Annotated in this window: 24 protein-coding genes; 7 read left to right on the top strand and 17 right to left on the bottom strand. The window is 42.8% G+C overall.

The features are described 5' to 3' along the window. Positions 1-11: 11 nt before the first annotated feature. The 7 genes from NSQ99_RS07365 to NSQ99_RS07335 form a co-directional block, all read right to left on the bottom strand. Entirely contained in the window at positions 12-1,121 is a 1,110-nt protein-coding gene (locus NSQ99_RS07365; RefSeq protein ID WP_340835956.1) for a GerAB/ArcD/ProY family transporter, read from the bottom strand. Beyond that, a complete protein-coding gene (locus tag NSQ99_RS07360) occupies positions 1,118-2,560 on the bottom strand; it encodes a spore germination protein (protein WP_340835955.1) in 1,443 nt (480 codons plus the stop codon). The genes NSQ99_RS07365 and NSQ99_RS07360 overlap by 4 nt, the downstream gene beginning before the upstream one ends. Before the next feature lie 273 nt (positions 2,561-2,833). Continuing rightward, positions 2,834-3,730, bottom strand: coding sequence for a DMT family transporter (locus tag NSQ99_RS07355; protein WP_340835953.1), 897 nt, complete (start codon positions 3,728-3,730; stop codon positions 2,834-2,836). Between the two features lie 239 nt (positions 3,731-3,969). Beyond that, on the bottom strand, positions 3,970-5,487 hold the full coding sequence (gene rlmD / locus NSQ99_RS07350) for a 23S rRNA (uracil(1939)-C(5))-methyltransferase RlmD (protein WP_445670489.1): 1,518 nt from the start codon (positions 5,485-5,487) through the stop codon (positions 3,970-3,972). A 63-nt stretch (positions 5,488-5,550) separates the two neighbouring features. After that, positions 5,551-6,462 (bottom strand): diacylglycerol kinase, encoded by a 912-nt coding sequence (locus NSQ99_RS07345; protein WP_340835952.1) that lies wholly within the window; start codon positions 6,460-6,462, stop codon positions 5,551-5,553. Next, a complete protein-coding gene (locus tag NSQ99_RS07340; protein ID WP_340835950.1) occupies positions 6,459-7,280 on the bottom strand; it encodes a sirohydrochlorin chelatase in 822 nt (273 codons plus the stop codon). The genes NSQ99_RS07345 and NSQ99_RS07340 overlap by 4 nt, the downstream gene beginning before the upstream one ends. Further along, positions 7,280-7,570, bottom strand: coding sequence for a YerC/YecD family TrpR-related protein (locus tag NSQ99_RS07335; RefSeq protein ID WP_251669622.1), 291 nt, complete (start codon positions 7,568-7,570; stop codon positions 7,280-7,282). Before NSQ99_RS07335 ends, NSQ99_RS07340 begins: the two co-directional genes overlap by 1 nt. A gap of 216 nt (positions 7,571-7,786) precedes the next feature. Between NSQ99_RS07335 and NSQ99_RS07330 the strand changes: the two genes are divergently transcribed. Then, positions 7,787-8,401, top strand: coding sequence for a hypothetical protein (locus tag NSQ99_RS07330; protein ID WP_340835949.1), 615 nt, complete (start codon positions 7,787-7,789; stop codon positions 8,399-8,401). A gap of 66 nt (positions 8,402-8,467) precedes the next feature. On the opposite strand, the gene NSQ99_RS07325 is transcribed toward NSQ99_RS07330, so the two are convergent. From NSQ99_RS07325 to NSQ99_RS07315, 3 genes are all read right to left on the bottom strand, one after another. Then, a complete protein-coding gene (locus NSQ99_RS07325; RefSeq protein WP_445670541.1) occupies positions 8,468-9,469 on the bottom strand; it encodes an anion permease in 1,002 nt (333 codons plus the stop codon). Between the two features lie 17 nt (positions 9,470-9,486). Then, complete coding sequence (locus NSQ99_RS07320) at positions 9,487-10,104, bottom strand: DUF47 domain-containing protein (protein WP_251669626.1); 618 nt, start codon at positions 10,102-10,104, stop codon at positions 9,487-9,489. 170 nt (positions 10,105-10,274) lie between these two features. Then, a complete protein-coding gene (locus tag NSQ99_RS07315) occupies positions 10,275-11,324 on the bottom strand; it encodes a DUF3048 domain-containing protein (protein ID WP_340835946.1) in 1,050 nt (349 codons plus the stop codon). 150 nt (positions 11,325-11,474) lie between these two features. Here NSQ99_RS07315 and NSQ99_RS07310 point away from each other — a divergent pair, with 150 nt between their 5' ends. From NSQ99_RS07310 to NSQ99_RS07290, 5 genes are all read left to right on the top strand, one after another. Further along, positions 11,475-12,584, top strand: a complete 1,110-nt coding sequence (locus tag NSQ99_RS07310; protein ID WP_340835945.1) for a GerAB/ArcD/ProY family transporter — start codon at positions 11,475-11,477, stop codon at positions 12,582-12,584. Then, positions 12,568-13,200 carry a spore germination protein gene (locus NSQ99_RS07305; protein ID WP_340835944.1) on the top strand — a complete coding sequence of 211 codons (633 nt, stop codon included), beginning with the start codon at positions 12,568-12,570 and terminating at the stop codon, positions 13,198-13,200. The genes NSQ99_RS07310 and NSQ99_RS07305 overlap by 17 nt, the downstream gene beginning before the upstream one ends. 67 nt (positions 13,201-13,267) lie before the next feature. Beyond that, complete coding sequence (locus NSQ99_RS07300) at positions 13,268-14,227, top strand: IS30 family transposase (protein WP_340834498.1); 960 nt, start codon at positions 13,268-13,270, stop codon at positions 14,225-14,227. After that, positions 14,224-15,147 (top strand): spore germination protein, encoded by a 924-nt coding sequence (locus NSQ99_RS07295; RefSeq protein ID WP_340835943.1) that lies wholly within the window; start codon positions 14,224-14,226, stop codon positions 15,145-15,147. Before NSQ99_RS07300 ends, NSQ99_RS07295 begins: the two co-directional genes overlap by 4 nt. Before the next feature lie 8 nt (positions 15,148-15,155). Beyond that, entirely contained in the window at positions 15,156-16,301 is a 1,146-nt protein-coding gene (locus NSQ99_RS07290) for a Ger(x)C family spore germination protein (RefSeq protein ID WP_340838751.1), read from the top strand. Between the two features lie 134 nt (positions 16,302-16,435). Here NSQ99_RS07290 and NSQ99_RS07285 read toward each other — a convergent pair whose 3' ends face one another. The 3 genes from NSQ99_RS07285 to NSQ99_RS07275 form a co-directional block, all read right to left on the bottom strand. Beyond that, positions 16,436-17,263 carry an alpha/beta hydrolase family protein gene (locus tag NSQ99_RS07285; protein ID WP_251669634.1) on the bottom strand — a complete coding sequence of 276 codons (828 nt, stop codon included), beginning with the start codon at positions 17,261-17,263 and terminating at the stop codon, positions 16,436-16,438. 256 nt (positions 17,264-17,519) lie between these two features. Continuing rightward, a complete protein-coding gene (locus NSQ99_RS07280) occupies positions 17,520-18,470 on the bottom strand; it encodes a polysaccharide deacetylase family protein (protein ID WP_251669636.1) in 951 nt (316 codons plus the stop codon). 631 nt (positions 18,471-19,101) lie between these two features. After that, complete coding sequence (locus NSQ99_RS07275; RefSeq protein WP_251669638.1) at positions 19,102-19,518, bottom strand: hypothetical protein; 417 nt, start codon at positions 19,516-19,518, stop codon at positions 19,102-19,104. 180 nt (positions 19,519-19,698) lie between these two features. Here NSQ99_RS07275 and NSQ99_RS07270 point away from each other — a divergent pair, with 180 nt between their 5' ends. Then, positions 19,699-19,893, top strand: coding sequence for a hypothetical protein (locus NSQ99_RS07270; RefSeq protein ID WP_340835942.1), 195 nt, complete (start codon positions 19,699-19,701; stop codon positions 19,891-19,893). 86 nt (positions 19,894-19,979) lie between these two features. Here NSQ99_RS07270 and purD read toward each other — a convergent pair whose 3' ends face one another. The 4 genes from purD to purM all read right to left on the bottom strand — a co-directional run bounded on the left by purD (position 19,980) and on the right by purM (position 25,355). Beyond that, positions 19,980-21,245 (bottom strand): phosphoribosylamine--glycine ligase, encoded by a 1,266-nt coding sequence (purD, locus tag NSQ99_RS07265; RefSeq protein ID WP_340835941.1) that lies wholly within the window; start codon positions 21,243-21,245, stop codon positions 19,980-19,982. Positions 21,246-21,838: 593 nt separating this feature from the next. Further along, entirely contained in the window at positions 21,839-23,386 is a 1,548-nt protein-coding gene (gene purH, locus NSQ99_RS07260) for a bifunctional phosphoribosylaminoimidazolecarboxamide formyltransferase/IMP cyclohydrolase (RefSeq protein ID WP_340835939.1), read from the bottom strand. Between the two features lie 320 nt (positions 23,387-23,706). Then, on the bottom strand, positions 23,707-24,312 hold the full coding sequence (gene purN / locus NSQ99_RS07255; RefSeq protein WP_340835938.1) for a phosphoribosylglycinamide formyltransferase: 606 nt from the start codon (positions 24,310-24,312) through the stop codon (positions 23,707-23,709). Next, the gene (gene purM, locus NSQ99_RS07250; RefSeq protein ID WP_340835936.1) at positions 24,312-25,355 is read right to left on the bottom strand and encodes a phosphoribosylformylglycinamidine cyclo-ligase; all 1,044 of its coding nucleotides are present in this window, start codon (positions 25,353-25,355) and stop codon (positions 24,312-24,314) included. The genes purN and purM overlap by 1 nt, the downstream gene beginning before the upstream one ends. Positions 25,356-25,935: the final 580 nt, after the last annotated feature.

Below are 25,935 nucleotides of genomic sequence, written 5' to 3'. Positions count from 1 at the left end.
TAGTACCATCCCTACATACTCTCCTTTCGTTTAACTGCAGTATATAGAATCGTAGGAACAAGTAAATAAATGAATGCGCCGAGACAGCTCTGAATGTTTAGTAATAACTTTTGACCCGGAACTGTTTGCCATAACCATTGATTCATTAAAATGATGCTTATTAAAATGACGAACCAACTCGACAATAATCCAATCCGAGTCGTGCGTTCGTTCATTTTACTCATAATGACTCTTATGGCTCCATAAAAACACAACAGAAGAATTGAAATGTCGAACACATAATTAAACATATGAAAAGAGATAAGGATGTAATCGATTCGATCTAATGCTTTCGTTTCAATGTAGCTTGCCATATATACTACCGGAAAATTGATCTTGCTTAAGAAGCTCGAACCGTAAAACAATATCGTAGCAATGAACAATAATAAATATTCAATGATCGTCAGCATGTTACCAATGACCAGATATTTCGTTATTTTTTTATTAGAGCTTAGCCATGGAACCATAAAGGCTAAATATACTGAACCAGAATATGCCGACCAAATAAACAATAAACCCTGCCATGATTGTCCTGACCATTCGGTAGGTATGAGGGGATATAAATCGCGATAATTTGCAATCGGTGGAAAGAAAAAAGGAATAAACACAATTAATATCCACGCCCCGCAAAGAAAGGCGATGACGACAAAACGCAATGTTTTCTCCATTCCATGTGATGCCACAAATAAGCTAATCAAAAGAATCACTAGGATCAGCCACTTTTTATCCATTGATGGATAAATAAAACTATGGAGCATTTCAACGTATCCCAGTGATAGTATTGAAATTTTTAACAATATTATCAGAAAACCAAATATTGCGAAAAGTTGAACCATCCGTTTACCGAAAAGCTGTAAAAATCCTTGATAACCTTTTGCTGCATAACTGGAAGTAAACCATTTAGATAGCAGCATCACATTAAGTTGGGACAGCAGACCCATCACGACAATTCCCCAAATCATATAAGAATGAACCAAATAAACCGGCATAATTAAAACATAATAATGCATTTGCGTACGATTGATCAATAAGAGGAAGTAGATTCCATCAAAGGTTGAAGTTCGATTAAATAGACTCTTCACTTCTTTATCTCCTTACGCGATTTCCGCAGTGGTTTTAGGTTTTTAGGACGCGTTTTCATCCATATTAAAGGGCCACGGATAAAGAGGTCCTTCCAGTCCTTCCCATAAAAAGGGGCAATCGGCGCAAAATAAGGTTGACCTAATGACGTTAATCCATGGATATGTGCAAGAATCCCGATCAGCCCGATCACGATTCCCGGCAACCCAAGAAACGAAGCAAGGATAAGAAGAAGAACTTGCATCAGCACCATGGATTTTGTCACTTGATAATTGGGAATTAAAAAGAAAGCAATCGCGGATATACCCATCAAAACAATCAATATCTTACTTGCAAAGCCTGCTTCTACAGCCGCTTGTCCAATAACGATACCACCGATCACACCTAACGTTTGGCTGGTTTTAGACGGCATTCGCAAACTTGCTTCTTTGATGATTTCCAGCGTTATGATCATAAAAAATCCTTCCGTAAACGGAGTAAAGGGCAATTTGCTTCTCGATTCCAATAATACGAAAAGAGTCTGCAATGGAATCATTTGGTAGTGAAATGTCGTTAACGCAACATAAAAAGGAATCATCGTCAAAGAAACAACAAAACTTCCGTAACGAATTAAACGTAAAGCACTGGCTACCGGCCAACGAAGGAAGTAGTCTTCCGGCGATTGGAATAGTTGAAAAAAAGTAATGGGTCCAATTAATGCAAACGGAGAATTGGAAATCAATAGCGTCAGCTTTCCCTCTCCTAAGGCTTGGGCGCAGGCATCCGGCCGATCCGTTTGTATAAACTGCGGTAAGACCGTATGATGATGATCTTCAATAAAAGCTGCAAGCTGAGAGGAGTCTAATAATTGATCATAATCCACACTTTCAATTTTTTTTCTTGCAAGGGAAACATATTCCGGATTAATTAATCCGTCTATGTACAGTAACACAACTTTCGATTTACTCAGTGAACCGACAGTGAAGCTTTCCGTTTTTAATGTCGTTATAGGCAAACGTCTGCGCAACATTGTAATGTTCTTATCGATTTGTTCACTGAAGCTGTCTTTGGCTCCATATATAACAGTTTCCGTTTGGGAGGGTTCAACTGCTCGGCCAAGAGGATTTTCCATTTGGACGCCTATCCATTGATCGTTAACTGAATCGTTTAGAAGAATAAATCCTTGCATTATTTTTTGTTCGGCATCTTCGATCGATTTAACTTCCGATACTTTGGCATTGTTTATGTATGAAGAAAGCGAAATGCCGGCAGATCGATGAAGTGGTTGGATAATCGCCTCGTTTAAACGTTCTTGATCGATTAACGTTTTTATGTATAAAACATGGACTGTTGCTCTGGTACCCATTTTGTGCTCAACGACTTCAGCATCATCCATATTGTTTAATTTCTGTTTTAGTTCATCGAGCCATGTGGACATTTGGGTGTCGTATTTTTCAACCATAGTCTTCTCCGTCTTCTCCCATTATTTACGTACTCAAATCATGTGGTAATTATCTTGCCCTGTAATCGAAATATCATACAACCTGAAATTTGGAGTTTAATTAGAAATTGCTAACGAACACGATGACGATTCAATCGGCATCAGTATAACTTTCAACATGCATTAAAAAAGGGCATAGCCCATAAGGCTAGCCCCTCCTTTTCATCCATATTACGCACTCCACATGTGTCGTCTGCTGGTCGTAGTAAGTGCCAATTGAGTAAATGCTAGAAATTAATCATTTGGTTTCTTTTTCTCTAACGATATCCAAACTAGACCAAATGCGATTAATAGTGCACCTAGAATTTGAATAACGGTAATCGACTCTTTAAATACTACATACCCCATTATTGTTGCAGTTAAGGGTACAAGATAGCGAAAGAAGTTAGCCTTCGTTGCTCCAACCTTAAACATACACAAGTTCCATAAAATAAATGCAAGTACTGTACATATAAGTACGTTAAATGCGATTACTATAAACTGGCCTGCAGCTAGATTAGTCCATTCAGTTTCGCCCCAATAAGGGAGTGTAAATGGAAACATAGCAATAGAACCAATCGCTATTGTCCAGGTACTTATTCTTAATGCTGAATAATGCTTCATCAATGACATCGACATCAGATTATAAATTGCGCCTATTATACTGACGAGGAAGGCAAATAAATTTCCAAGCATATGTACAGAAGACAGATTAATCTTCTCTGTTCCACCTACAATAACAATTGAAACACCTACTAATGCTAAACAGCCACCTACAATAATACGTTTAGTGAGCTGCTCTTTTATAAAAAGTGGTGCAAGAAGTGCCACAAAGATTGGCCAGGGTGCAACATTTAAAAGTGATGCATTCGCTAACGTTGTTAGCTTTATTGAATAAACAACCAATATCTCAAGAACTGCTATACCAAGAATTGATACAATAATCAACTGTGGGATATGTCGTCGCTCAATTCCAACGCTGCCTTCACGCCATTTAAGAAGGATAAAGAAAAGTGGTGCTGCAATACCAAACCGCAAAAACGTAAATACAATCGGGTGGAATGAATCTAAAGCTAGCTTCGAAATCCCAAAATTACTTCCCCATATTATTGCTACAAATATTAATCCTAAGTAGTGCCATTTGCGCCCCATGATGTTCTGATGTCCTCCGATTAATCTAATTTATAGGTGCTTTAACTACTTTAGTATACATGGAAACACTTTATAAACAACCACAAAATATGGTAAAACTTATCACTGATAAGCTCTCTGCAATCTACGATGTGGACTTATTCAACGTAATGAGATTAATGCATCAAGAACCTTGCTACTCACTCAAAAACATCACAACACAAAAAAACCCTTGCTACGCAAGGGTTCCCAGCCACACTCTATATTCTTTTCAACCACGCCACACACTCCACATGCCCCGTATGCGGGAACATATCGACCGGAGTAACCTCCACCGTACGGTACCCACCATCCTCGAGCACGCGCAGATCGCGCGCTAGCGTCGACGGATTACAACTTACATACACAACACGCTCCGGTTGAATCGCGAGAATCGTCTCTAGCAGCGCAGGATCGCAGCCCTTGCGCGGTGGATCGACAACGATAACATCGGCTTTCATGCCTTCCTGCTTCCAGCGAGGAATAACGACCTCTGCCGGGCCTGCTTCAAACGTCGTATTGTCCAATCCATTCAGCTCAGCATTGCGCTTGGCATCCTCGATCGCTTCAGGCACAATCTCTACCCCATACACATGCCCCGCCTGTCTTGCGAGAAATAGCGAGATCGAGCCAATGCCGCAGTACGCATCGATGACCTGCTCCTTACCTGTGAGCGCTGCATATTCCACCGCCTTGCGGTACAGCGTTACGGTCTGCTCAGGATTGACCTGATAGAACGAACGCGCTGATATTGCAAAGCGCAATCCATCCAGCTCATCATAGATGACCTCACTGCCCCATAGCACCTCGGTGCGCTCGCCGAATATCGCATTCGTTACTTTATTGTTGATGTTATGCACGACGCTCTTCACATTCGGGACACGCTTGCGCAGCTGCTCGATCCACTCGGTCTTGCGCGGCAGCTTCTCTGTATTCGTGATGAGTACGATCATAATCTCGCCTGTCACAACGCCGATACGTGTCATTACATGACGCAGCACGCCGCTGTTTGTATCCTCATCATATGGCTGAATGTTCAGCTCCTTCGCAAGCTGCTTAACGATTGCGATTACCTCATCATTGAGATCCTTCTGAATAAGGCAATTGTCCATATCGATAATACGGTGACTGCCCTTCGCATAAAAGCCTCCGACAAGCTCACCGTTATCTGCCGTAAGTCCAATCGGTACCGCTGCTTTATTGCGATACCTCCACGGATCACTCATGCCTATCGTGTCATGCACGATCACGCCAGCACGGTAATCAGCACCTGCATGTGGGTTAAGCGCATCATCATCTCCAGCTTCACCTGTAACTGCTTCCTCCGCTACATTCAGCTTCCCGATTCGCGTCAGGCTGTCGATCACATGCTGCCTCTTCCACTTCAGCTGTGCTTCATAATCGAAATGCTGCAGCTGGCAACCGCCGCACTGCGCATAGATTGGGCAAGCCGGCTCAATGCGCTGCTCGCTCTTCGAATGATGGGACAGCAGCTTCCCATAGCCATACTGTTTTTTGCTCTTCAGCACCTTAGCCTCGACACGCTCACCTGGCAGCGCATGTGGGATGAACAGGGTGAAGCCCTGGTCTGTACGTCCGACACCATCACCATCATGCGTTAAGCCGATCATATCGACGGTTACAACTTCATTCTTCGCATGTAAGCCCTCAGCTGCCACTGGCTTGCTACTGCGTTTTTTTCTATGCTGTTCTGTTTGTTTTCCTTGCTTACGCTTCATACTTACTCTCCGCTCTACGCTCTATATGCTGAGCCGCCTTCACTTTATCTTATCATTCGATAACTAGCTGTAGGTCGACTCCCCTGTTTCATCCATATATATCTCAATATGCAATGGTAAATTTTCGAATACGGCCGGCAATGTTCCACCATACTCTCCATCGAGGTTCAGCTGAACCTTGTCTGGAGATGTAACGGTTAAACGGTTCGTGCGGAAATGCACGACATGCGGATCTCCAAAATGCTCTCCGCGCAGCGCTAATGTGACGAGCCGAATAAATTCAGCTAAATTGCATTTGCGCACTAGCAGCACGTCAAAAAGTCCATCATCTAGCTTCGATTCTGGAGCCAGCTGCTCAAAACCGCCTACCGAGTTGCTGTTGCAAATAAGAAACAGCATAAATTCACCAACAAACTCTCCTACACCTTCAGCTTGAAAGGTAAGCTCGGTCGGACGAAGATGCACCATCTTCTCCATCCCCTTTAAATAATAAGCAAGCTGACCAATCATCGTCTTCAGCTTGATCGGCACATCATAGGTCAGCTCCGTTAAGAAGCCGCCACCTGCAATATTAATAAAGTAGCGTTCATTCGCACGACCAACATCGATGTTTTCTTTATATTGATTAATGATAAGCTCACAAGCATACTCCCAGTGCTTTGGGATGCCCATCGCTCGAGCAAAATCATTCGTTGTCCCTACAGGTATAATGCCAAGCGGCAATCGATTCGGCTTATTGGCAAGACCGTTGATAATCTCGTACAGTGTGCCATCACCGCCCGCTGCGATAATCATATCGTAGCCGCCTCTTGCAAGCGACCTCTCTACCTCCGCCGTTGCGTCGCCCTCGCCCTGCGTCGCATAGCAGGATACCTCAATACCGCCTTCATCTAGCTTCTGCAATATATCTGGCAATCTGCGGCGCATCTCTTCTCTACCTGAGGTCGGGTTGTAGATTAATCTCGCTCTTTTCATTGCGTGCACTCCTTATCCAATGCATAGCTTTCAAACCTTCTGCAAAGCAGCTTAGACATCTCTGAGTGTGGAAGCAAGGTCGACCCTTTATACGTATAGTCTAGCCCATCTAACCGAGCTGGAATCACATGTCTTGTAAAATATCCTGGACTAATAAACAGCGGAATAACGATTACATGAGGAGTTATCTGCTTCAGTTCAACTAGTGCTGCTCGTGAACCATCTGGCAATAGCGGCGCGTAGGCAACCTTTTGCACGTTAAGCTTATCGCCTAACACAGCTGCAAGCTGCTGCATACCCGCTTCCCACTTTTCATAGAAGTACGTCATACTGCTACCATGACCAAGCAGAAGCACTGCCTCCTCGTGCTCAGGATTCAGCTGCTCCTCAATCTGTTTCTGCAGAATACGCACCACTTCTGGCTCAACACCAATCGGCTCATCGAAGGAAATATGTGCCCCAAAACGAAATGGCTCCAGATCTCCAATAAAATCACACGCCGGCTCAAATCCGAACGCCTGCTTGATCTCATCTACATGAGAGCTTCCACTAGAAACAAATAAAGGCATTACATGAATATGTGTAACGCCCTCCTGCTCAAGTTTATCAATTCCGTCCTGGATCAGATGCCCCTCGACCAATTCTAAATAGGAAGAATAGACTGGTATTATGCTTCGACTAGCCCGCTCCGCTTCATCTGATGCATTCGCCAGCCATTGCTGCCTAGCTGCTTCAACCGCTTCATCAACAGCCTTCACCCATGATTGCTCTCTTGAGCCGTGACTTATAACAAGAATACCGTGCTTCATGTTCATCATTATTTCTTAATGCGGTCAAGCGCAAGCTTATACCCGTCGTTGCCGTAGTTCAAGCAGCGTTTTACACGTGAGATTGTTGCTGTGCTCGCACCAGTTTCCGTTTCAATTTGATTATAGGTGCTGCCGTTACCGAGCATGCGGGCAACCTCAAGACGCTGTGACATCGATTGGATCTCATTCACCGTACACAAATCCTCGAAGAACACGTAGCACTCTTCCACATCCTTCAAGGTTAGTATCGCTTCAAAGAGCTGATCGATCGATTTATCATTTAACTTTTTTAATTGCAAAGGGATCTCTCCTTACGGTCTGTATTTCTAATATTTATTGTAGCTTGATTTAAGCAATAGTTCAAACATTACCGTGTTCACGCTTTAAAGAATTACAGACTCTGCCAATATGAACATTTGTCTAATTTATTTCTGTTTATCTAGGCGAATATCCAGACCACGCTAATGCCTATCTCATATGCTATCATAACGAAATGTAAAAGGTTGTGATTGAAGATGAATTCCTCTCCACATACGCAAGCCTATGCTTATCGGAGAAATCCAGCACAAAGCGTTCACGCCTCAACCTTTCATCCTCAGCAATTCGGACATGGGCATGGGCATGTTGGCACGATTACTCAGGCTCGCCCACCACAAGGATACTATTCAACAAGTGCTAGCATTTCTCCGTTTCAGGCAGCACAAAGCAATGCTGTTGCCGTGCAGGAAGTAGAAACGAATACGGAAAAAGAAAAGAAGCCTTCAAGCGGCTTTAGCCTTGCCAGCCTAACTAAATACGCCAATATTGATGAATTGAAAGGTCTCGTTGATCGGTTTGGAGGACTAGAAGGAATATTAAGTACGGTTACGACAGTGCAAAAGGTCGTCAGCACGGTCGGTCAGATTGCACCGATGGTTAAGGTTGTCACCGGTGTGCTAGGTAAAAATAAAGCTGGTGCCACGCCGCCTACTGAAGCCTCTATCCCAGCTAGACGCCGTGCAAGAACACCGACAAAACCACGTTCGACTAGATCGAACCGCTCAGCATCACCAAGACGTAACGGGCAAGGTAGATCGAATACAACACGCAGATCTTCCACTCCCTTAATGAAGCGCCCACCGTCACGTTAAGCTACACAATGAACAGAAGAGACCTCAGGTTCATCATACGATGAGCACTGAGGTCTCTTAGTTATACTATAAAAATATTGCTTTATAGAGATAGAAGCAGCCCATTGCGATACCAGCGGAAATTGGAATCGTTATAAACCAAGCGATAACAATTCGTCCGGCAACGCCCCACTTCACGGCTGCAAAACGCTTAGCGCTACCTACCCCGAGGATCGAGGATGTAATGACATGCGTCGTACTTACCGGCAAATGGAGGAATGTCGCAGAAATAATTACGAGCGCTGAGCCCATATCCGCAGCAAATCCGTTGATCGGTTCTATTTTGAAGATTTTAGTCCCCATCGTTTTAATAATTTTCCAGCCACCAACTGCAGTACCTAGTGCCATCGCAAGCGCAGCAGAAAATTTAACCCATAGTGGCACGTCCATATTATCCTGAATGCCAGCTGCGACTAGAGCGAATACGATAATCCCCATCGCTTTCTGTGCATCGTTCGTACCGTGTGAGAACGATTGAAATAGCGCAGTTACAACTTGTCCAGATCGGAAGCCCTTATTGATTGAGTGTGGACTCTTTCTTGCAAATATGATTTTAAGTATAGACATAATAATAAAACCAGCAACAAATGCAATAAGCGGTGAAATTAACAATGCTTTAAGAATATCTAAAAATCCATTAGCATTAATTTTGTCAAAGCCTTCTGCGGCAATGACCGAACCAGCTAATGCTCCGATTAACGCATGTGAGGAGGAGGAAGGAATTCCAAACCACCATGTGATAAGATTCCAGGCAATTGCACCGATAAGTGCACAGATAACCACCTCAACCCCATGCTGCAAATCCGCTGGGTTAGCTACACCGCTACCGATCGTTTTCGCTACGCCAGTAAAAGTAACAGCACCTAAGAAGTTCATCACTGCAGCAAGCATGATAGCAACTCTTGGCTTAAGTGCACGCGTAGAAACGGAGGTTGCGATTGCATTTGCTGTATCATGAAACCCGTTAATAAAGTCAAATGCTAATGCAAGAAAGACAACAGCTATTAATACATATATTTCCATCTGTATGACCTCTGCTCTCCCGCTTAGCTATTACGCATAACGATAGTTTCAAGTGTATTTGCTACATCCTCGCAGCAGTCCGTTGTTTGCTCAAGACGTTCATATATTTCCTTACGCTTGATCAATTCAATCGGGTCCGTTACATCCTTGAACAGCTTTGTAATACAAGAGATAAGTAAGTCATCGCCTTCGTTTTCAAGACCATGAATAGCAATATTATGTTCACGAATCGGTAACAGTTTCTTCTGCGTTAGAAGATCAATCGCACTTTTGATTTGATGTGCGGAACGAACTAGAATGTCAGCAAAAGCTGTAATATGCTCATCCTTCTCCTTCACACCGTACATGAGGAAACGCATGCTTGTTGCTTCTAGACCATCCATTACATCATCAAGTGATGTTGTTAGCGCCATAATATCATCGCGTTCAATAGGTGTAATGAATACTTTGTTCAGCTCACTCAAAATCGTATGTGTTTTTTGGTCACAGCTGCTTTCATATTCTTTCATTTTCTTTACAAATGATTCAACATCTGAAAGATCGGATACACCTTTTGCAAAGTATTCAGCCGCTTCTACTATAGTATCAGCCATTTCTTCAAAGGTTCTGAAGAAAATATCTTTTTTGGTTTTCTTGAACATGTCAATCCCCTTTATCGACTTAAGAATGGTAGCTCACGATGCGTTCGCCATGAAATAGTGTAACCTAGATTTGTTAACGCAATGTAAACATTAATGAAAAATTAATAATTATTTTCATATATTTTCTCATTCCTTGTCGAAATTGATGGAATCATAACGATTCAATCGTACTATTCCCAATTGACATGCTCTGTAATAGTCTTTCCTGTAGGTAGAATATGGATAATGCTTTGTCCTGGAAGCAGCTTGATCTCTTCATTATTGCTAACGAAACGAAGCATACCATCCTCAGCAGCTATCCATTGACCTTCTATCGACTGTCCATTCTGTATAACGAGTGCATTGCCGCCCGATTGTAAATCTACACTCAAGCGTCCTTCATTGTCGAGCACCTTATGATTAGTCTGCATAAAGATTAAGTTTACAGCAGATAGCTGCTTATCGTTATTTTTGTCAATATGCGGCTCATCATTAATGCTGCGTTTATATACCCCTTCGTCAAGTTGATAGCTGACTTTATATCCCTTTAGCTGAAACTGTACATCAAGCTGCTTAATAGAGCCTACTTGCATCGACTCTGCTTCAGCTTCAGTTAGAAAGCTATAGCCTTGAATGGTAGCTTCCTCTCTGTACCCCTTTTTACTTACGCCTTCACGCAGCTTGGACAAATTCGTATATAAGTTATGCGGGGCTTTACGCTCAGAGCTTCTCCAGTAGTAGCTGCCCGCGTTCGATATTTCATCTAAATAAGGCTTTCCTTGCTTTTGTAGGATCGCATAGGCATCATTACTTGCCCCTGCATGTGCAATAATTGCATCGTAGCTATCGGCAATCTCAATAAAATATGGACGATTGCTTCGTACAGGACCAATATCAAAATCAGCAGTCTCCGTGCTTTGGAAGATTGCAATTAGTCTTGTAATTCCTCCTTCGGCAAGCACTTCCCAGATGATATCTGCCTCGGTTAAGCCGCTTTGTGGGCGTGCAGGCGCAAGATTATTAATAAGCACAGCAACAGGTCGGGTGTTATTCTGCTCCTCAAAACCGACTCCAGACAGGAGTGATGGATAGGTTGGCGGAGCAGGTGTTGGTGTAGCTTCCTCTGTCGGCGGCGGAGTTGATTCAAGTGGAGGAACCTCTTGCTTCACATCTTCCTTACCACACGCAGTTACAACCACCATGACGAGCACAAGTAGAATAAGACCAAATTTCAACTTCATTTTATGCCTCCTAGATTATAGGTTTCCTATTTCATTTAACCACGGAATTGCCTCGATGTGTTGACTTTTCTCCAAATTGCGACTAAAAATCCAATAAATATCACAACATAACTTCATAATGGTATTTATTAGAGAGGAATTAGCAGTAATATGATCGATGTACAACGTGGCGGTATTAGTGTATGGCTAGCTTCTTCAATCATTATATTAAGCACAGGGATTTTGTCTCACGTAATGGCCTTGCCTGTTATCTTAAATATTGCAGGCCGAGATTCTTGGGTATCTGTAATCATAGCTGCCCCAATATATTTGATATGGATTTTTATATTTATTAAGCTTGTACACGGCTTAAATAAAATTTCGTTAATGGAGTGGATCGAGCAGCACTGGGGAAAATGGATGGGGTGGTTAATGAAAATTGTTTTTTGCGGGGCTTTGTTCTTTAACTCCTTTTACACGATGATCGATACGGTCATGTGGACGAATTCGACCTATTTACAGCAAACTCCAATTTTCGTTATTATGCTTTGCTTTGTTCTTGTTTGTTTTTTCATGGCATTCTCTGGATTGCAGTCTATTGCGATCGTTGCATCGATACTGCTTCCGCTCGTTTCATTTCTTGGATACTTCATTTCGTTTTCTAATGTGAAATTTAAAGATTACTCCTTATTGTTTCCGATTTTTGATCAGGGGTTACAACCGCCTATTCATGGTAGCTTCTATGTTCTGTCGTCCCTGTTTGACGTGTGGATATATATCTTATTCGCTCATCAAGTGAAGAAGAAGATTAAGCCTTGGCAGCTATTTCTATTCGGGTTGTTTATGCTCATGATTGCAATGGGACCAATTATTGGCGGAATTACAGAGTTTGGACCCGAGGAAGCGATGAAGCAACGGCATACTGCCTACGACCAATGGAAAATACTTAGCCTTGGTCAGCTTCTACAGCATACTGATTTTCTATCGATCTATCAGTGGTTATCAGGATCGATTACACGCTCTGCCATATCACTTTATTTAATGGTCGATATCTTTCAATTCAAAACGAACAAGCAACGTTATATCGTCATGACGTTATTGAAAGTATTGATGATTGGGCTGCTGTTCCTACCGTGGCGATCGGAGATGATGCTTTACATCTTACAGAGCTTCTATTTTCCCGCGCTTTTTGGCTTCGTGATCGTCTTATGTCTTGCGATCGGAATAACACAATGGATTGTGAATCGAAAGGAGTCGATGGAGAATGACATTGAATCATGAAAGCACACTTGATATGAACAAGCTAGATAGGGAAACCTTTCAATCCTTGTATGAGGGAACGTCGGATATTTTCATATTCAGTAAATATTATTCTACTGACTCAGTAGCGAGCCGTTATTATATGAAGCCGCCGGTCGAGGTTTTATTTATCATGTCGGAGGTGCTTACCGATAATAACGAATTTAAGGAAACGATTCTTCCTGCTTTAACAAAAGTATATGAACAAACTGGCTTCTCCAATAAGATTCAGATGGAGAAATCTCCCTTGATTAGCTGGCTCGTTCAAGGTAGTAAGGAAAATCCAATTACCGTTCGAATGATGTCCAACCTGCTGTTTGAAGGGAATATAATCTGTGTGTTTCCTTCGTTAAGTTTAATCATGTCGATAAAATGTGCACAAATCCCTGTTCGCACGCCAGAGGAGTCATCATCGGAGATAGCGATTCGTGGTGCAAAGGATGGATTGGTCGAGGATATAGGTGTAAATATTGCTCTCATTCGAAAAAGAGTAAGAAATGAAGATCTTATCGTTGAGCCATATATGGTCGGCACCATAACAGACACTAAGCTAGCGCTTATCTATATGAAAGATTGTAATATGAAGTGCGACACCTAAAAAAATAACTCATGACGAATTCGTGTAGAATGAAGTTACCAGACACCACCTACAAGGAGAACTCGTCATGAGCTATACACATCTTACCATAAACGAGCGTACAAAAATAGAAACATTATTACATTTAGGATGGAGTGCAAGAGCCATTGCACAGCAGATCAAGCGCCACCATTCTACGGTTTCTCGTGAAATACAACGCATGAATAACCACTCTTCTACTTATGAGGCTAGCGACGCACAAGCCGATTATCAGCACAAGCGGATGCAAAGTAAACCAAAAGGAAAGTGGAACAAAGACAGAGCACATTACCTTACTCAAACTCTGGCTGCAACATGGTCTCCAGAACAAATTGAAGGTCGAATGAAACAAGACGATCCTGAGCACGCGGTATCCTTTAAGACCATCTATCGCTGGATTTACCAGGGGAAACTCGTCCAAGGAAACACCATCTTCTTGCGACACAAGGGAAAGCGTAGAAAGCCTCGTGAAAGCAGAGGTCGCTTTAATCTTGGATTATCCATCAGGCAACGTCCAAAAGAAGTGAAGCAACGTGAAACCTTTGGTCATTGGGAGCTTGATACTGTCGTTTCTAGCCGTGGTAAAAGTAAAGGCTGCTTGGCTACCTTTGTCGAACGAAAAACACGCTATTACTACGCTGTAAAAATGCCTGACCGTTCAGCCTTGTCTATGGAGAAAGCTGTTGCTACGGCTTTAGAAGAGCTTGCTTTACCTATGTTTACAGCTACCGTTGACCGTGGGAAGGAATTCGCTTGCCATCAAGCATTGTTAGAAGAGCACGGCTTGATGGTTTACTTTGCTGATCCTTATTCATCTTGGCAAAGAGGCAGTAACGAAAATGCCAATGGGCTTCTCAGAGAATTCTTTCCTAAGAAGTTCGACTTAAACACGATAGATCAAGCTGAACTTGAATGTGCTTTAGATTTAATCAACCATAGACCACGTAAATGTCTAGGTTGGAAAACTTCTCACGAAGCGATTATGGACGAGTTGTCGCACTTAGCTTGACAATCTATCATATAAAAAACATTGCGAATGAAGGGATCATCGCTGAGATAAAGAATCGAATCGCAAAGATTGACGTAGAGCAGGTTGTTACAACTGGGCAGCTAGAAGAGCTCGTGGGAGACAGTACGTATCTGTTTCCGACAATGGATTACTCCTCAAGGCCAGACTATATCGTTCAGAATTTACTAAATGGCCGCTTCGTACTAATGTTAGACAACAATCCAATGGCCATACTAGCACCGGGAAATTTCTTGCATCTGCTTATATCACCAGAGGACAGCTATTTTCCGCTGTTCGCCTCCAATGTAGGCCGGTTATTTCGTGTGCTAGCGATACTAGCAACGATCTTCTTGCCTTCTTTCTATATTGCGATGACGACTTTTCACCCAGATCAAGTGCCCTTTACGATGCTTGCTACCATTTCCTTAGCACGTACAGGTATTCCAATGGAAGCACCAATCGAGATGTTTTTAATTATGACCTTTATGGAGCTGTTTCGAGAGGCAAGTTTACGGTTGCCAAGTAATATGGCTCAAACCATTACGGTGGTCGGTGGTCTTATTATGGGAGAAGCCGCAATACGTGCTGGCCTAGTTTCTCCTATTATCGTAGTTGTTGCTGCCATTTCCATCATTACTGGGGCTACGCTCGTAAACCAATCACTAACGAGCAGTGTCGTATTTTTACGGTTCATAGCGTTTTTATTCGGCTCCACATTTGGGATCTATGGTGTGATCATCGCTTACATTTTGTTTATATTGTTTCTCTCTCGCTTACGGTCGTTCGGTATACCATATTTGGCTCCGATGGCACCATTTAATTTTAAAAACTTTATTATTGCGATCTTTCAGGTCCCGATGCGTTTTCGTAGGGGACGTCCGACCTACCTTCATACGAAGAAAACAAAAAGGGATGAGTAGCCTTGAACATGTTCAGAAGCAGTATTAAAATCTGTTTGATATGTATTGTGCTGACGCTGATGCCTGGCTGCTGGAGCGCAGTAGACATCCAGAATCAGCACTATGTCACTAGTCTAGGTGTTGATTACGACGGTGAGATGTTTTTTGTGTATGCACAAATCGTTCGTTTTGAGAATATTGCTCGTATGGAATCACAGGGTGCAGGATCTCCTATCAATACATATGTTGGGAAAGGAGAAGGCACTTCACTTAATATTGCTGTTTCTAATCTGTATGCCACCTCTCAAGTCCGTATCGACTGGGGACATACGAAAGCGATTGTAGTAACGGAGCGTGCGATAAGGTCGCTTGAAAAGTTAGCTGGTCATATCTATCGTTCTCCAGAGACTCGATACAATACATGGTTTTATGTAACCGATGGTTCGATTGAGGAGATTTTTCTAACCAATTCATTCTATGATCGTACGTCTCTCTTTTCTATACTGCATATGCCGATGAATTCTTTTAGACAAGGATCAACGGTTCCTCCAATCCAAATGTTTAAATATATATCTATCTCCAATGAACCGGATCGTATTACCGTTATTCCAGTGATCGGTACAGACAATGAGCAATGGAAAACGAATGAGGGAAAATTAAAGCTATTAAAGATTATTGGAGCATATTTTGAGTCTCATAATGGTGTGAAGAAAATATTACCTATAGATCAGTTAGAAGGAATGCGCTGGATAGATCCTAGGTTGACAAGAACGATGTTAACTGTGAAGGATGAGGAGAAGGAATATGCGGTGTTAATTCTTCATAATACAAAAGTAAAGAAGAAAACAAAGCTAGTAAATGGAGAGCCGAAGTTTACGGTAGAAGCTCACTTCAAAGGCTCGTTGAATGAATATTTAAGTGAACTCGACTACCCTAAGATGATACAGCTTGCAAGAAAACAAATTGAAAAAGAAATAATGGAGGCTTATGAATTAAGTTTAAAAGAACAGCTCGATTTATTTTATCTCATGCACAGCTTTCGGATGAAAGATCCAGACGCGTGGAAGCGAATGACGAACAATGGTAAAAAATTTATATTAGATGAAAAATCACTTGAACACTTGGAAATCGATATAGACATCCCATACAACGGTAAATATAAACGTAGAAGATAAGCATGAAGCACATCGTATGCATCATTATACGGTGCGCTTCATGCTCTGTAATTTGGTGTCTTACTTCAATAATTTATGCTAATGATCCTATTCCTTCATTTGCATACTTCTAATATTTCATAGAACATACTTACTTAGATCGACCAATTCAACCATTCCTGCTTTTGTTCCTCTAGCTTGTTAAGCCAACCGATGGTCGCATGAATCGCTTCCTGTTGATGAGCATGCGTTGAATACGTATGGTTCGCTTGAAATATAATTTCCTTTTCACACGTCCCCTCTGCTCTTGTCCAGAACAGCTTCTGATATAGAAAGGTATAATCGACTGGGATAATATCGTCACTCGTACCATGAACTAAGAAAACATCACCTGAGAAACGAGTTAACGATTGGAAGGGCTGATGCTCCATCAATGAATCGAAGAAGATCGGTGAAAGTGAATAGCCCTGATAATCTGTTCGCCCCGATTGATAAGCCTCATCATAGCCTTCCCGTCCAACGATGCGGACAATATCATTGAAAGGATAGCCGACAGCGGACCATAGAATCAAGCGCTTTACTCGTCTGTCCTTAATCGCAGTCATAATAGATACCGCACCTCCAAGGCTGTGCCCAAGAAGTGTAACGCGTGTAGGATCAATGCAATCCAAACTCGTAGCATAATTAAGAACGGTGCGCGTCTGCTCAACCATGGAATCAAAGCCTAATGCACCATAATCGCCGTTGCTCTCCCCACAGCCGCCATAATCGAAGCGAAGGACAAAATTCCCTTCTGCTGCAAGCGCTCTGGCTGTTTTTACAAATAAGCGATCTACCCCAATTCGGCTTCCTACAAATCCATGGCAAATGACGATAATAGGGCGTTTTTCTTGCAAAGTTGTCTGACCTTCGCCAGCTGTAGGGTAATGGAGCGTCGCTGTTAGCTCCAGATGATCATGCGTAATTGTCAGTTGTTTTTCCATTAGACGGATTGCCTCCTCGTGTTCAACCTTAAGCTTCAAGCTGTATGATCTATCAAGGTTTTACTTTATCCATATATCATTATTCAATCTTCATTATTCCGACCTGTATACTATGAATTATAAATAAAAGATATCACGGATGCCGCGGTATGTCAACTTAAGCAGCAAACAAAAAACTGATTCTATCGCAGCTGCAATGTAGCTTTAGCTTACGATAAAATCAGTTATCTTATGTTCTTATAGTTTATTATGATTATTATAATTCATCAGCAGTAACAAATTCATATCCAAGTTCTCGAAGCTCATCGATAACTAGCGGCAACAAGGTTACCGTATTTTCAACATGCTTGCTGCCAAAGCTGTGAAGCAATATATTGCCCCCATCCTTCGCATTTGCAAGAATATTTTCCAGCATATCCTCAACAGAAGAGCCATCCCAGTCACGTGGGTCAATATTCCAGAGCATTACCGATTTATCCATTTCTTCGATCTGTGCATAGTTCGCATCGTTAATTGCACCATAGGGTGGACGTACGATTGTCGGTACATGCCCAACTGCTCCGAAGATAAGTTCATCGGTACGAGTGATCTCATCAGCCAGCTCTTCACGCGTTAATTTCGTAAAATTAGGATGATTATAGGAATGATTGCCAATTAGATGACCTTCAGCTTCAATTCTTTGCAGCACCTCAGGATACTTCTTAACTTGAATACCAACGACAAAAAAGGTAGCAACTACTTTCTTTTCCTGCAAAATATCTAATATTTGAGGTGTAAATTTCAAATCTGGTCCGTCATCAAATGTAATTGCAATTTTCATTGATTGCTGCTGCTCCTCTTCATGTATACTTGACGATGCTTCCTCTTGATCGATAGAAGAATCCGCTTTCTCAAGAACTTCCTCGATTGGCTCTATCTCATCAAATTCTGAATAATGCGCTTGCGAATCTGCAGCTACATTTCCCATTTTATCTGAAGCTCCCGTATAAGATTGTCCATCTGTTGCCTCTTGTTGTTCATTAGGCAAATCTACTAATTTGGAGTGAGAATCTGTTGCTACTAAATTAGTAAAAATAGTTGATGGCATAGAAGTAGGCTTATGCGGCTCAATAGAAGGATACAAGGAGCATCCTGCCATTACAATTAATATGAACGCTAAGACCGCAACTTGAAATGACCTGAAATAGAAGTTTTTGTGCATCATCATTCTCACCCTCTATTAACCTTTCTTCAGATCATATTCATGCAGCTACATGATAGAAAAAAGCTGTGATCCACTTCGCCACGTGCACTTGACGAGCTTCTTCGACAACGCTTTCTATATAACTCTATTATAACATAGATTTATGAGAGAATCTTAATCTTTTGCGAGAATTTTAGGGGAATTTGGGTGTTTCTTGAAATTGGTTCTTTCTGCCTAGTGCTAAATAAATGGTTTATGTAAATGGTGAGGTTACAATTGCTGTTGGCCGCTGATTTCAGCGCTACGTAGATGGTGAGGTTACTATTGCTGTTGTCCTCTGATTTCTTGAAGTATATTAATTGTAGAAATCAGAGGACAAAGGCAACCGCTTCGCTTTTCCACTCTCACCATTACTCCGCTGGGGCGGTGTGTGGGCGGTCGCTTCGGTGAGACTACCTCACCAGTTACTCCGCTGGGGCGGTGTGTGGGCATTGCTTCGGTGTGCCTGCCTCATCAGTTACTCCGCTGGGGCGGTGTGTGGGTGGCGCTTTGGTGAGCCTACCTCACCAGTTACTCCGTTGGGCGTGGCACTGTCGTATTTGGAGGTAATTGACAAGTAAATCAGAAATTAATTAGGACCATGCACAACCGTTCATTAGCTATTGAACATGATAGCTAGAGCTTCAACGGCTTCAGTAATGGTGGCGTCATACTGAGTTGCTGAACCGGTTTCTCCGTTATACCAGTATAGAATAAGAACATTCTCGACTTCATATATAGAAGGTACTGGCATGTCGTATTTGCTTGCTTGTTTATTGAAATCATCAAGTCCTTTAATTCTGTTCTTTTCTGAGTTGAATAAATAGATTGATATATTTTCACCATTGTCGAGTTTGTAGGTTATTGCTTTCTTTCCATTCAATTCAAAATAATTTACGTGCTCATTTTTATCGATTAGTTTTATTCCTTTGTTGTCGAAAGCCTCTATGATGTCTTTCATGCTTAACTTCTGCCCGGAGTTGCAGGCTGTAAGTAAAAGTATCGCAAGCAACAAATAACATACCCTCTTCACTAAACCCCTCCTTGTCGCATGATTGGTTAACGTGGTCACAATAATCTTCAGATCTATAGCTATCTTAACATATACAAAATCATATTAAATAGAAAATATGGTTTAATTAGGATATTATAATAATGATGAAAAGTTTGCTTGTCATTAAAGCGGGGGACTATCTAATTTGGGAGGGATAGAATGATTAAGGCATTAGTTACTTTAATTTTCGTTGTTATACTTATCGGATGTGCTATCATTTTAATGTTGGCTCAGGTTATCGCTCAGTTAGACGGTGGAGGTCTATTCAGTAACATTCCAATTATAGTGTATTTAATCATTGTAGTAGCTATTTGTCTGTGCGCGTGGGCACTTCCTTTTGATGAGAAGAAATAGAAATTCTACTAACAAATTTGTATATAAAAAGCAGTGAGGCGACTGTAAAGTGCTCTCGCTGCTTTTTATAATTATACATTGTTAGCTTAAACCAAAGCCTTCATCGCAATATCGTTTCGATGCTGCATACCTTCGAATTTAATATTGGCAATAGCTTCATACGCATGCTGGCGTGCAGATGCAATGTCTTGTCCACGACCAACGACTCCTAACACACGTCCGCCGCTTGTTACGATCTCATCATTTTCTTGTGCAGTACCTGCATGGAATACTAGTGCTCCTGTTGCTTCAGCCTCTTCAAGACCAGTAATTACTTTACCTTTCGGATAGCTGCCAGGATACCCTTCTGATGCAAGTACAACACATACAGCTGCTTCAGCATCCCACTCAATCGTAAGATCAGCAAGCGTACCGTTCATTGCAGCAAGCACGATTTCCAGAAGATCCGTTTTCAGACGAGGAAGCACAACCTGTGTCTCAGGATCACCCATACGTGCGTTAAACTCAATCGTTTTCGGACCATCCTTCGTAATCATCAGGCCGGCAAACAATACACCGCGGAAAGGACGACCTTCGCTTACCATTGCTTTAGCTGTTGGCTCAATAATATTGACAATCGCATCCTCCACAATGGACGAATCAATATGAGGCAGCGGTGTATATGTACCCATACCGCCCGTATTTGGACCCTTATCGCCATCAAATATCGGCTTATGGTCTTGAGCAGGCACCATTGGCTTAACAGTCTCGCCATCTACAAATGCTAGTATAGACATTTCTTGACCTGCAAGAAATTCCTCAATAACAACTTGATTGCCTGCATCGCCAAATACTTTGTCCAGCATGATAGAGCGAAGTGCCTCTTCTGCTTCTTCAAGTGTTGCTGCTACAGTAACACCTTTTCCTGCTGCCAAGCCGTCCGCTTTAATAACGATCGGTGCTTCCTGCTCCTTCAAATAAGCAAGAGCCGTTTCAAAGCTTGTAAATGTCTCATATTTCGCAGTAGGTATATTGTATTTTTTCAGCAAATTCTTCATGAAAATTTTGCTGCCCTCAATCTCTGCAGCTGCTTTATTCGGACCGAACGCAGGAATGCCTGCCGCCTCGAATGCATCAACGATGCCTTGCGCTAGCGGATCATCTGGGCCAACGAATACAAGATCAATGCTTGCTTCCTTCGCAAATGCTACAAGCTCATCAAACTGAAATACACCAATCGGCACGCACTCAGCAATTTGAGCGATACCTGCGTTACCTGGCGCACAATACAGCTTGTTTACTTTGCTGCTTTTTTTCAAGGACCAAGTAATCGCATGCTCACGACCACCGCCGCCAATAACAAGAATGTTCACGATAACAATCCTCCTCTGGTACTTATTCCGTTAAGAGTCCAATATTCGATGTCGAATACGCTACAACAAGAAGATAGCATAAAGCTAGGGAACGAGGAGCACAGCGTACGTTAGTTGGTACGCGAGCAATGCAGGCTCCCGATGAATGCTATATTCGAAGTCAAATACGATACAACGCGCTGCTGCTTCGTCATCAAAGCCAAGCGTTTGAACTTACCTCTAAATATGAGTTCAAAAGCTTGGCTTTCAGGACCGAGAAGATAGCATAAAGCTAGGGAACGAGGAGCACAGCGTACGTTAGTTGGTACGCGAGCACCACAGGCTCCCGATGAATGCTATATTCGATGTCGAATACGCTACAACGCGCTGCTTCGTCATCAAAGTCGAGCGTTTGAACTTTCCTCTAAATTAGTAGTTCAAACGCTTGGCTTTCAGGACCGAGAAGATAGCATGAAGCTAGGGAATGAGGAGCGCAACGTGCGTTAGTTGGTACGCGAGCACCGCAGGCTCCCGATGAATGCTATCTTCGATGTCGAATACGCTACAACGCGCTGCTTCGTCATCAAAGTCGAGCGTTTGAAGTTACCTCTAAATTAGTGTTTGAAATGACGTACGCCTGTGAATACCATCGCAATCCCATGGGCATTTGCCGCTGCGATCGACTCTTCGTCCTTAATGGAGCCGCCTGGCTGAATGATTGCTGTAATTCCTGCTTTTGCAGCAAGCTCTACAGTGTCTCCCATTGGGAAAAATGCATCAGAAGCAAGTACTGCACCTTTTGCTTGCTCTCCTGCTTGCTCGATTGCAATACGAGCTGCCCCTACACGATTCATCTGACCAGCACCAACGCCAATCGTCATATCGCCTTTAGCAAGAAGGATAGCATTAGATTTAACATGCTTAACGACCTTCCATCCGAATAGAAGCTGCTTCAATTCATCTTCCGTAGGCATACGATCTGTAACAACCTGAAGATCATCCACTGATAAATGTTGTACATCGCTTTGCTGTACTAGCATGCCGCCATCTACTGAAGTAACAACCCACTCAGGTTTACGCTCAGCAGCTGATGTGAATTCTCCTAGCTTCAGTAAGCGAATGTTTTTCTTCTTCGTCAAAATATCCAGCGCTTCTGGCGTAAAGTCAGGCGCAATAATAATCTCAAGGAAAATAGAGCCTAGCAGCTCAGCAGTATCCGCACCAATCGTACGGTTAGCTGCAACAATTCCTCCGAAAATCGACGTCGGGTCAGCATCATAAGCTTTTTGATAGGCTTGATGAATGTCTGTACCAATGCCTACACCACAAGGGTTCATATGCTTTACAGCTACGACCGCTGGCTCTTCGAATTCCTTCAAAATCGCAAGCGCTGCATTCGCATCATTAATGTTATTATAGGAGAGCTCTTTACCGTGAAGCTGCTCTGCAGTAGTAATATTACCACTCGCTGCAAGCGGCTTTTTATAAAATGCTGCTTGCTGATGCGGGTTTTCACCGTAGCGCAAATCCTGTACCTTTTCATACGTAACGGTATAAGTTTCCGGCAGTGGATCGCCTTGTAGGTTAGATAAGTAGTTAGAGATTAGAGAGTCGTATGCCGCAGTGTGGCGGAATACTTTCGCAGCAAGGCGCTTGCGTGTTTCTAGTGTTGTATCACCTTCAGCTTTTACTTCCTCCAAAATGCCTGCATAGTCGGCAGCGTCAACAACAACCGTTACAAATGCGTGGTTTTTCGCTGCGGAGCGAAGCATTGTCGGCCCACCGATATCGATGTTTTCAATCGCATCCTCGTAAGATACATCTGGCTTTGCGATTGTTTCCTTGAACGGGTAAAGATTCACGACAACAAGGTCGATATAGTCTAGTCCAAGCTCTTTCATCGCCTGTTGATGCTCAGCGCTATCACGCACAGCTAGCAAGCCGCTATGAACAGCCGGATGTAATGTTTTTACACGTCCATCTAAAATTTCTGGAAAACCTGTCACATCAGAAATCCCGATAACAGGTACGCCTTCCTTCTGCAGCAAATTGAACGTACCGCCTGTAGAAATGATTTCTACACCTTGCTCTGCCAATGCTTTTGAAAACTCCACAATACCTGTCTTGTCCGATACACTAATTAACGCTCTACGAATCGCCACTTATATACCCTCCTAAATGTATTTCAAGCTTATTTGAATGCTCATTCTCACTATTAAATGCTGTTCTATACTTTTTGTAGTTAATAAGTCTTGCGTGCATGTCGTTACGGGATACAGGAGGTTTCCATCGCTGTTATCTACGGATTTCTAGTTGGATCTACATTCGTAGTCGAAATCCTAGGATAAAGGCGACCGCTAACGCTTGTACACCTTCCTATATCCCTCCACTTAAGCTAACTTGGATCATCGACAATACATTAGTAGTAACAATTTTACCACGAAGCTAAAAATACCATTTGAATCGACTCAGCAGATTGATTTTAATCGATTGTGACATTTCTGCCGTTGATACTTACTTTGCCAGCCGCGATCCAGCTAATAACCTCAGGATACAGCTCCTGCTCGATAGCATGAATACGCACCGCCAGTGTTTCCTCTGTATCATCAGCGAAGACGTCCAACGCTCTCTGAGCGATAATCGGGCCACTGTCCAAGCCGCCATCTACATAGTGCACCGTAACGCCTGTTACCTTCACTCCATATTGCAGCGCCTGTCCAATAGCATTGATACCTGGGAAGCTTGGAAGCATGGACGGATGAATATTAATCATTCTGCCTTCATACGCTTCGACAAGCACTGGTGTAATGATTCGCATATAACCTGCAAGTACAACCAGATCCACCTGCTTTTCACGCAGCTTCTGCAATATTTCCTGCTCATACGCCTCTCGGGAAGCATAATCCTTGGGCTTGAATAAAAATGCTTCTACCCCCGCTCGCTGCGCTCGTGCAGCTACTGGTGCTTGAGGCTTATCACAAACAAGAAGCTCGATGGAGACATCGAGCTTCCCTGCTTGTACTGCATCGACAATCGCTTGAAAATTCGAGCCGTTGCCAGATGCAAACACAGCAATACGTAATGACATTACACTTCTGCTCCTGTAAAGGTAACGATACGTTGACCTTCCGTCACCGTACCGATGCGATATGCTTTTTCACCTAGCTCGCCAGCGATGCGAATTGCATCCTCAGCTTGTTCAGCAGGTACGACCACAACAAGTCCAATGCCCATGTTAAATGTTGTGAACATATCACGGTTTGAGATGCTTCCTTTTTGCTGCATAAGCTCGAAGATCGGAAGAACTGGCCATGAACCGTAAGTAATATCTACATTTACACCTTCAGGAAGCACACGAGGAATATTTTCAATAAAGCCGCCGCCAGTAATGTGAGCCATACCCTTCACATTCACTTGCTCAATCAGCTTTAGAGCAGATTTAACATAAATTTTTGTTGGCTCAAGCAATACATCGCCCAGCTTAGCGCCGCCTAGCTCAGCTAGTTCATCCTGCAGATCATAACCTACTTCTTCAAGCAGCAGTCTGCGAACGAGTGAGAAACCATTACTATGAATACCGCTGGATGCGAAGCCTAGTACAGCATCTCCTGGAGCAATGGTGGAGCCGTCAATCATCTTTTTGCGATCAACAATACCAACTGTAAAGCCCGCGATATCATATTCCTCTTCGGAATACATGCCTGGCATTTCAGCAGTTTCGCCGCCAATTAGGGCGCAGCCCGATTGCACGCAGCCTTCAGAAATACCAGCGACAATCGCCTCGATCTTCTCAGGCTCAACCTTACCGCATGCAAGATAGTCAAGGAAGAACAATGGCTCTGCACCTTGAACGATAATATCATTAACGCACATTGCTACTGCGTCGATTCCGATCGTATCATGCTTATCCATCGCAAAAGCAAGCTTTAGCTTAGTACCTACACCGTCTGTACCAGAAACAAGGACAGGCTCCTCATACTTTTCCTTGTTCAAGCTGAACAAGCCGCCGAACCCGCCTAGATCCGTTAAAACCTCAGGACGGAATGTGCGCTTTACATGTTTTTTCATACGCTCTACAGCTTCATTGCCGGCTGCAATATCAACGCCCGCTTTTTTGTACGCCTCTGACATATTGTCAACTCCTAAAAATTTATCAGCTTCGCTTATGATTCTCTAACGCTCGAACCTTCCTTCGTCAGGACGTCGCTTTTAGAGAACATAAGCTCCGCAGTAGCTTAAAGATTATTACCGTCATCAAGCCTGTGCTTTTTGAACTTTCCATTTAAATAGAGGTTCAATAAGTTCAGGCTTCAGGACCAAGAAGATTGGACGCTAGTAGAAAACGAGTAGCGCAGCGTACGTACTTGGTACGTGAGCAACAGAGTTTTCGCTAACGTTCAAAATTCGATGCCAAGTCCGCTACAACGCCCTACACCGTCATCAAAGTCGGACTTTCAAGTTCCCACTTCCAATAGAGGGGAAAAAGCTTGGATTTCAGTACCAAGAAGATGGAGCAAAGCTAGAAATTACGGAGCGCAGCGTACGTTATTGGTACGTGAGCACCGTAAATTTCGGCTGAGTTCCATATTCGATGCCGACTAAGCTACAACGGTTTACTTCGTAATCAAATTCGAGCTTTTTGCCCTACCCATTCCAATAAAGGGTTAAAAGTTCGGCTTTCAGGACCAAGAAGTTTGGACGCTAGTAGAAA

It is taken from the genome of Paenibacillus sp. FSL W7-1287 (genome assembly GCF_038004245.1).
Taxonomy (GTDB): domain Bacteria; phylum Bacillota; class Bacilli; order Paenibacillales; family Paenibacillaceae; genus Pristimantibacillus; species Pristimantibacillus camelliae.
The sequence above is the reverse complement of the archived record's forward strand: the minus strand, read 5'-3'. Positions and strand labels throughout refer to the sequence as shown.

Coding starts and splice junctions, on each gene's coding strand:
- NSQ99_RS07360 (WP_340835955.1), bottom strand. CDS start 2,560: ATGGTTGAAAAATACGACACCCAAATGTCCACATGGCTCGATGAACTA.
- NSQ99_RS07355 (WP_340835953.1), bottom strand. CDS start 3,730: ATGGGGCGCAAATGGCACTACTTAGGATTAATATTTGTAGCAATAATA.
- rlmD (WP_445670489.1), bottom strand. CDS start 5,487: ATGAAGCGTAAGCAAGGAAAACAAACAGAACAGCATAGAAAAAAACGC.
- NSQ99_RS07345 (WP_340835952.1), bottom strand. CDS start 6,462: ATGAAAAGAGCGAGATTAATCTACAACCCGACCTCAGGTAGAGAAGAG.
- NSQ99_RS07340 (WP_340835950.1), bottom strand. CDS start 7,280: ATGATGAACATGAAGCACGGTATTCTTGTTATAAGTCACGGCTCAAGA.
- NSQ99_RS07330 (WP_340835949.1), top strand. CDS start 7,787: ATGAATTCCTCTCCACATACGCAAGCCTATGCTTATCGGAGAAATCCA.
- NSQ99_RS07320 (WP_251669626.1), bottom strand. CDS start 10,104: ATGTTCAAGAAAACCAAAAAAGATATTTTCTTCAGAACCTTTGAAGAA.
- NSQ99_RS07315 (WP_340835946.1), bottom strand. CDS start 11,324: ATGAAGTTGAAATTTGGTCTTATTCTACTTGTGCTCGTCATGGTGGTT.
- NSQ99_RS07310 (WP_340835945.1), top strand. CDS start 11,475: ATGATCGATGTACAACGTGGCGGTATTAGTGTATGGCTAGCTTCTTCA.
- NSQ99_RS07305 (WP_340835944.1), top strand. CDS start 12,568: ATGACATTGAATCATGAAAGCACACTTGATATGAACAAGCTAGATAGG.
- NSQ99_RS07300 (WP_340834498.1), top strand. CDS start 13,268: ATGAGCTATACACATCTTACCATAAACGAGCGTACAAAAATAGAAACA.
- NSQ99_RS07290 (WP_340838751.1), top strand. CDS start 15,156: ATGTTCAGAAGCAGTATTAAAATCTGTTTGATATGTATTGTGCTGACG.
- NSQ99_RS07285 (WP_251669634.1), bottom strand. CDS start 17,263: ATGGAAAAACAACTGACAATTACGCATGATCATCTGGAGCTAACAGCG.
- NSQ99_RS07280 (WP_251669636.1), bottom strand. CDS start 18,470: ATGATGATGCACAAAAACTTCTATTTCAGGTCATTTCAAGTTGCGGTC.
- NSQ99_RS07270 (WP_340835942.1), top strand. CDS start 19,699: ATGATTAAGGCATTAGTTACTTTAATTTTCGTTGTTATACTTATCGGA.
- purN (WP_340835938.1), bottom strand. CDS start 24,312: ATGTCATTACGTATTGCTGTGTTTGCATCTGGCAACGGCTCGAATTTT.
- purM (WP_340835936.1), bottom strand. CDS start 25,355: ATGTCAGAGGCGTACAAAAAAGCGGGCGTTGATATTGCAGCCGGCAAT.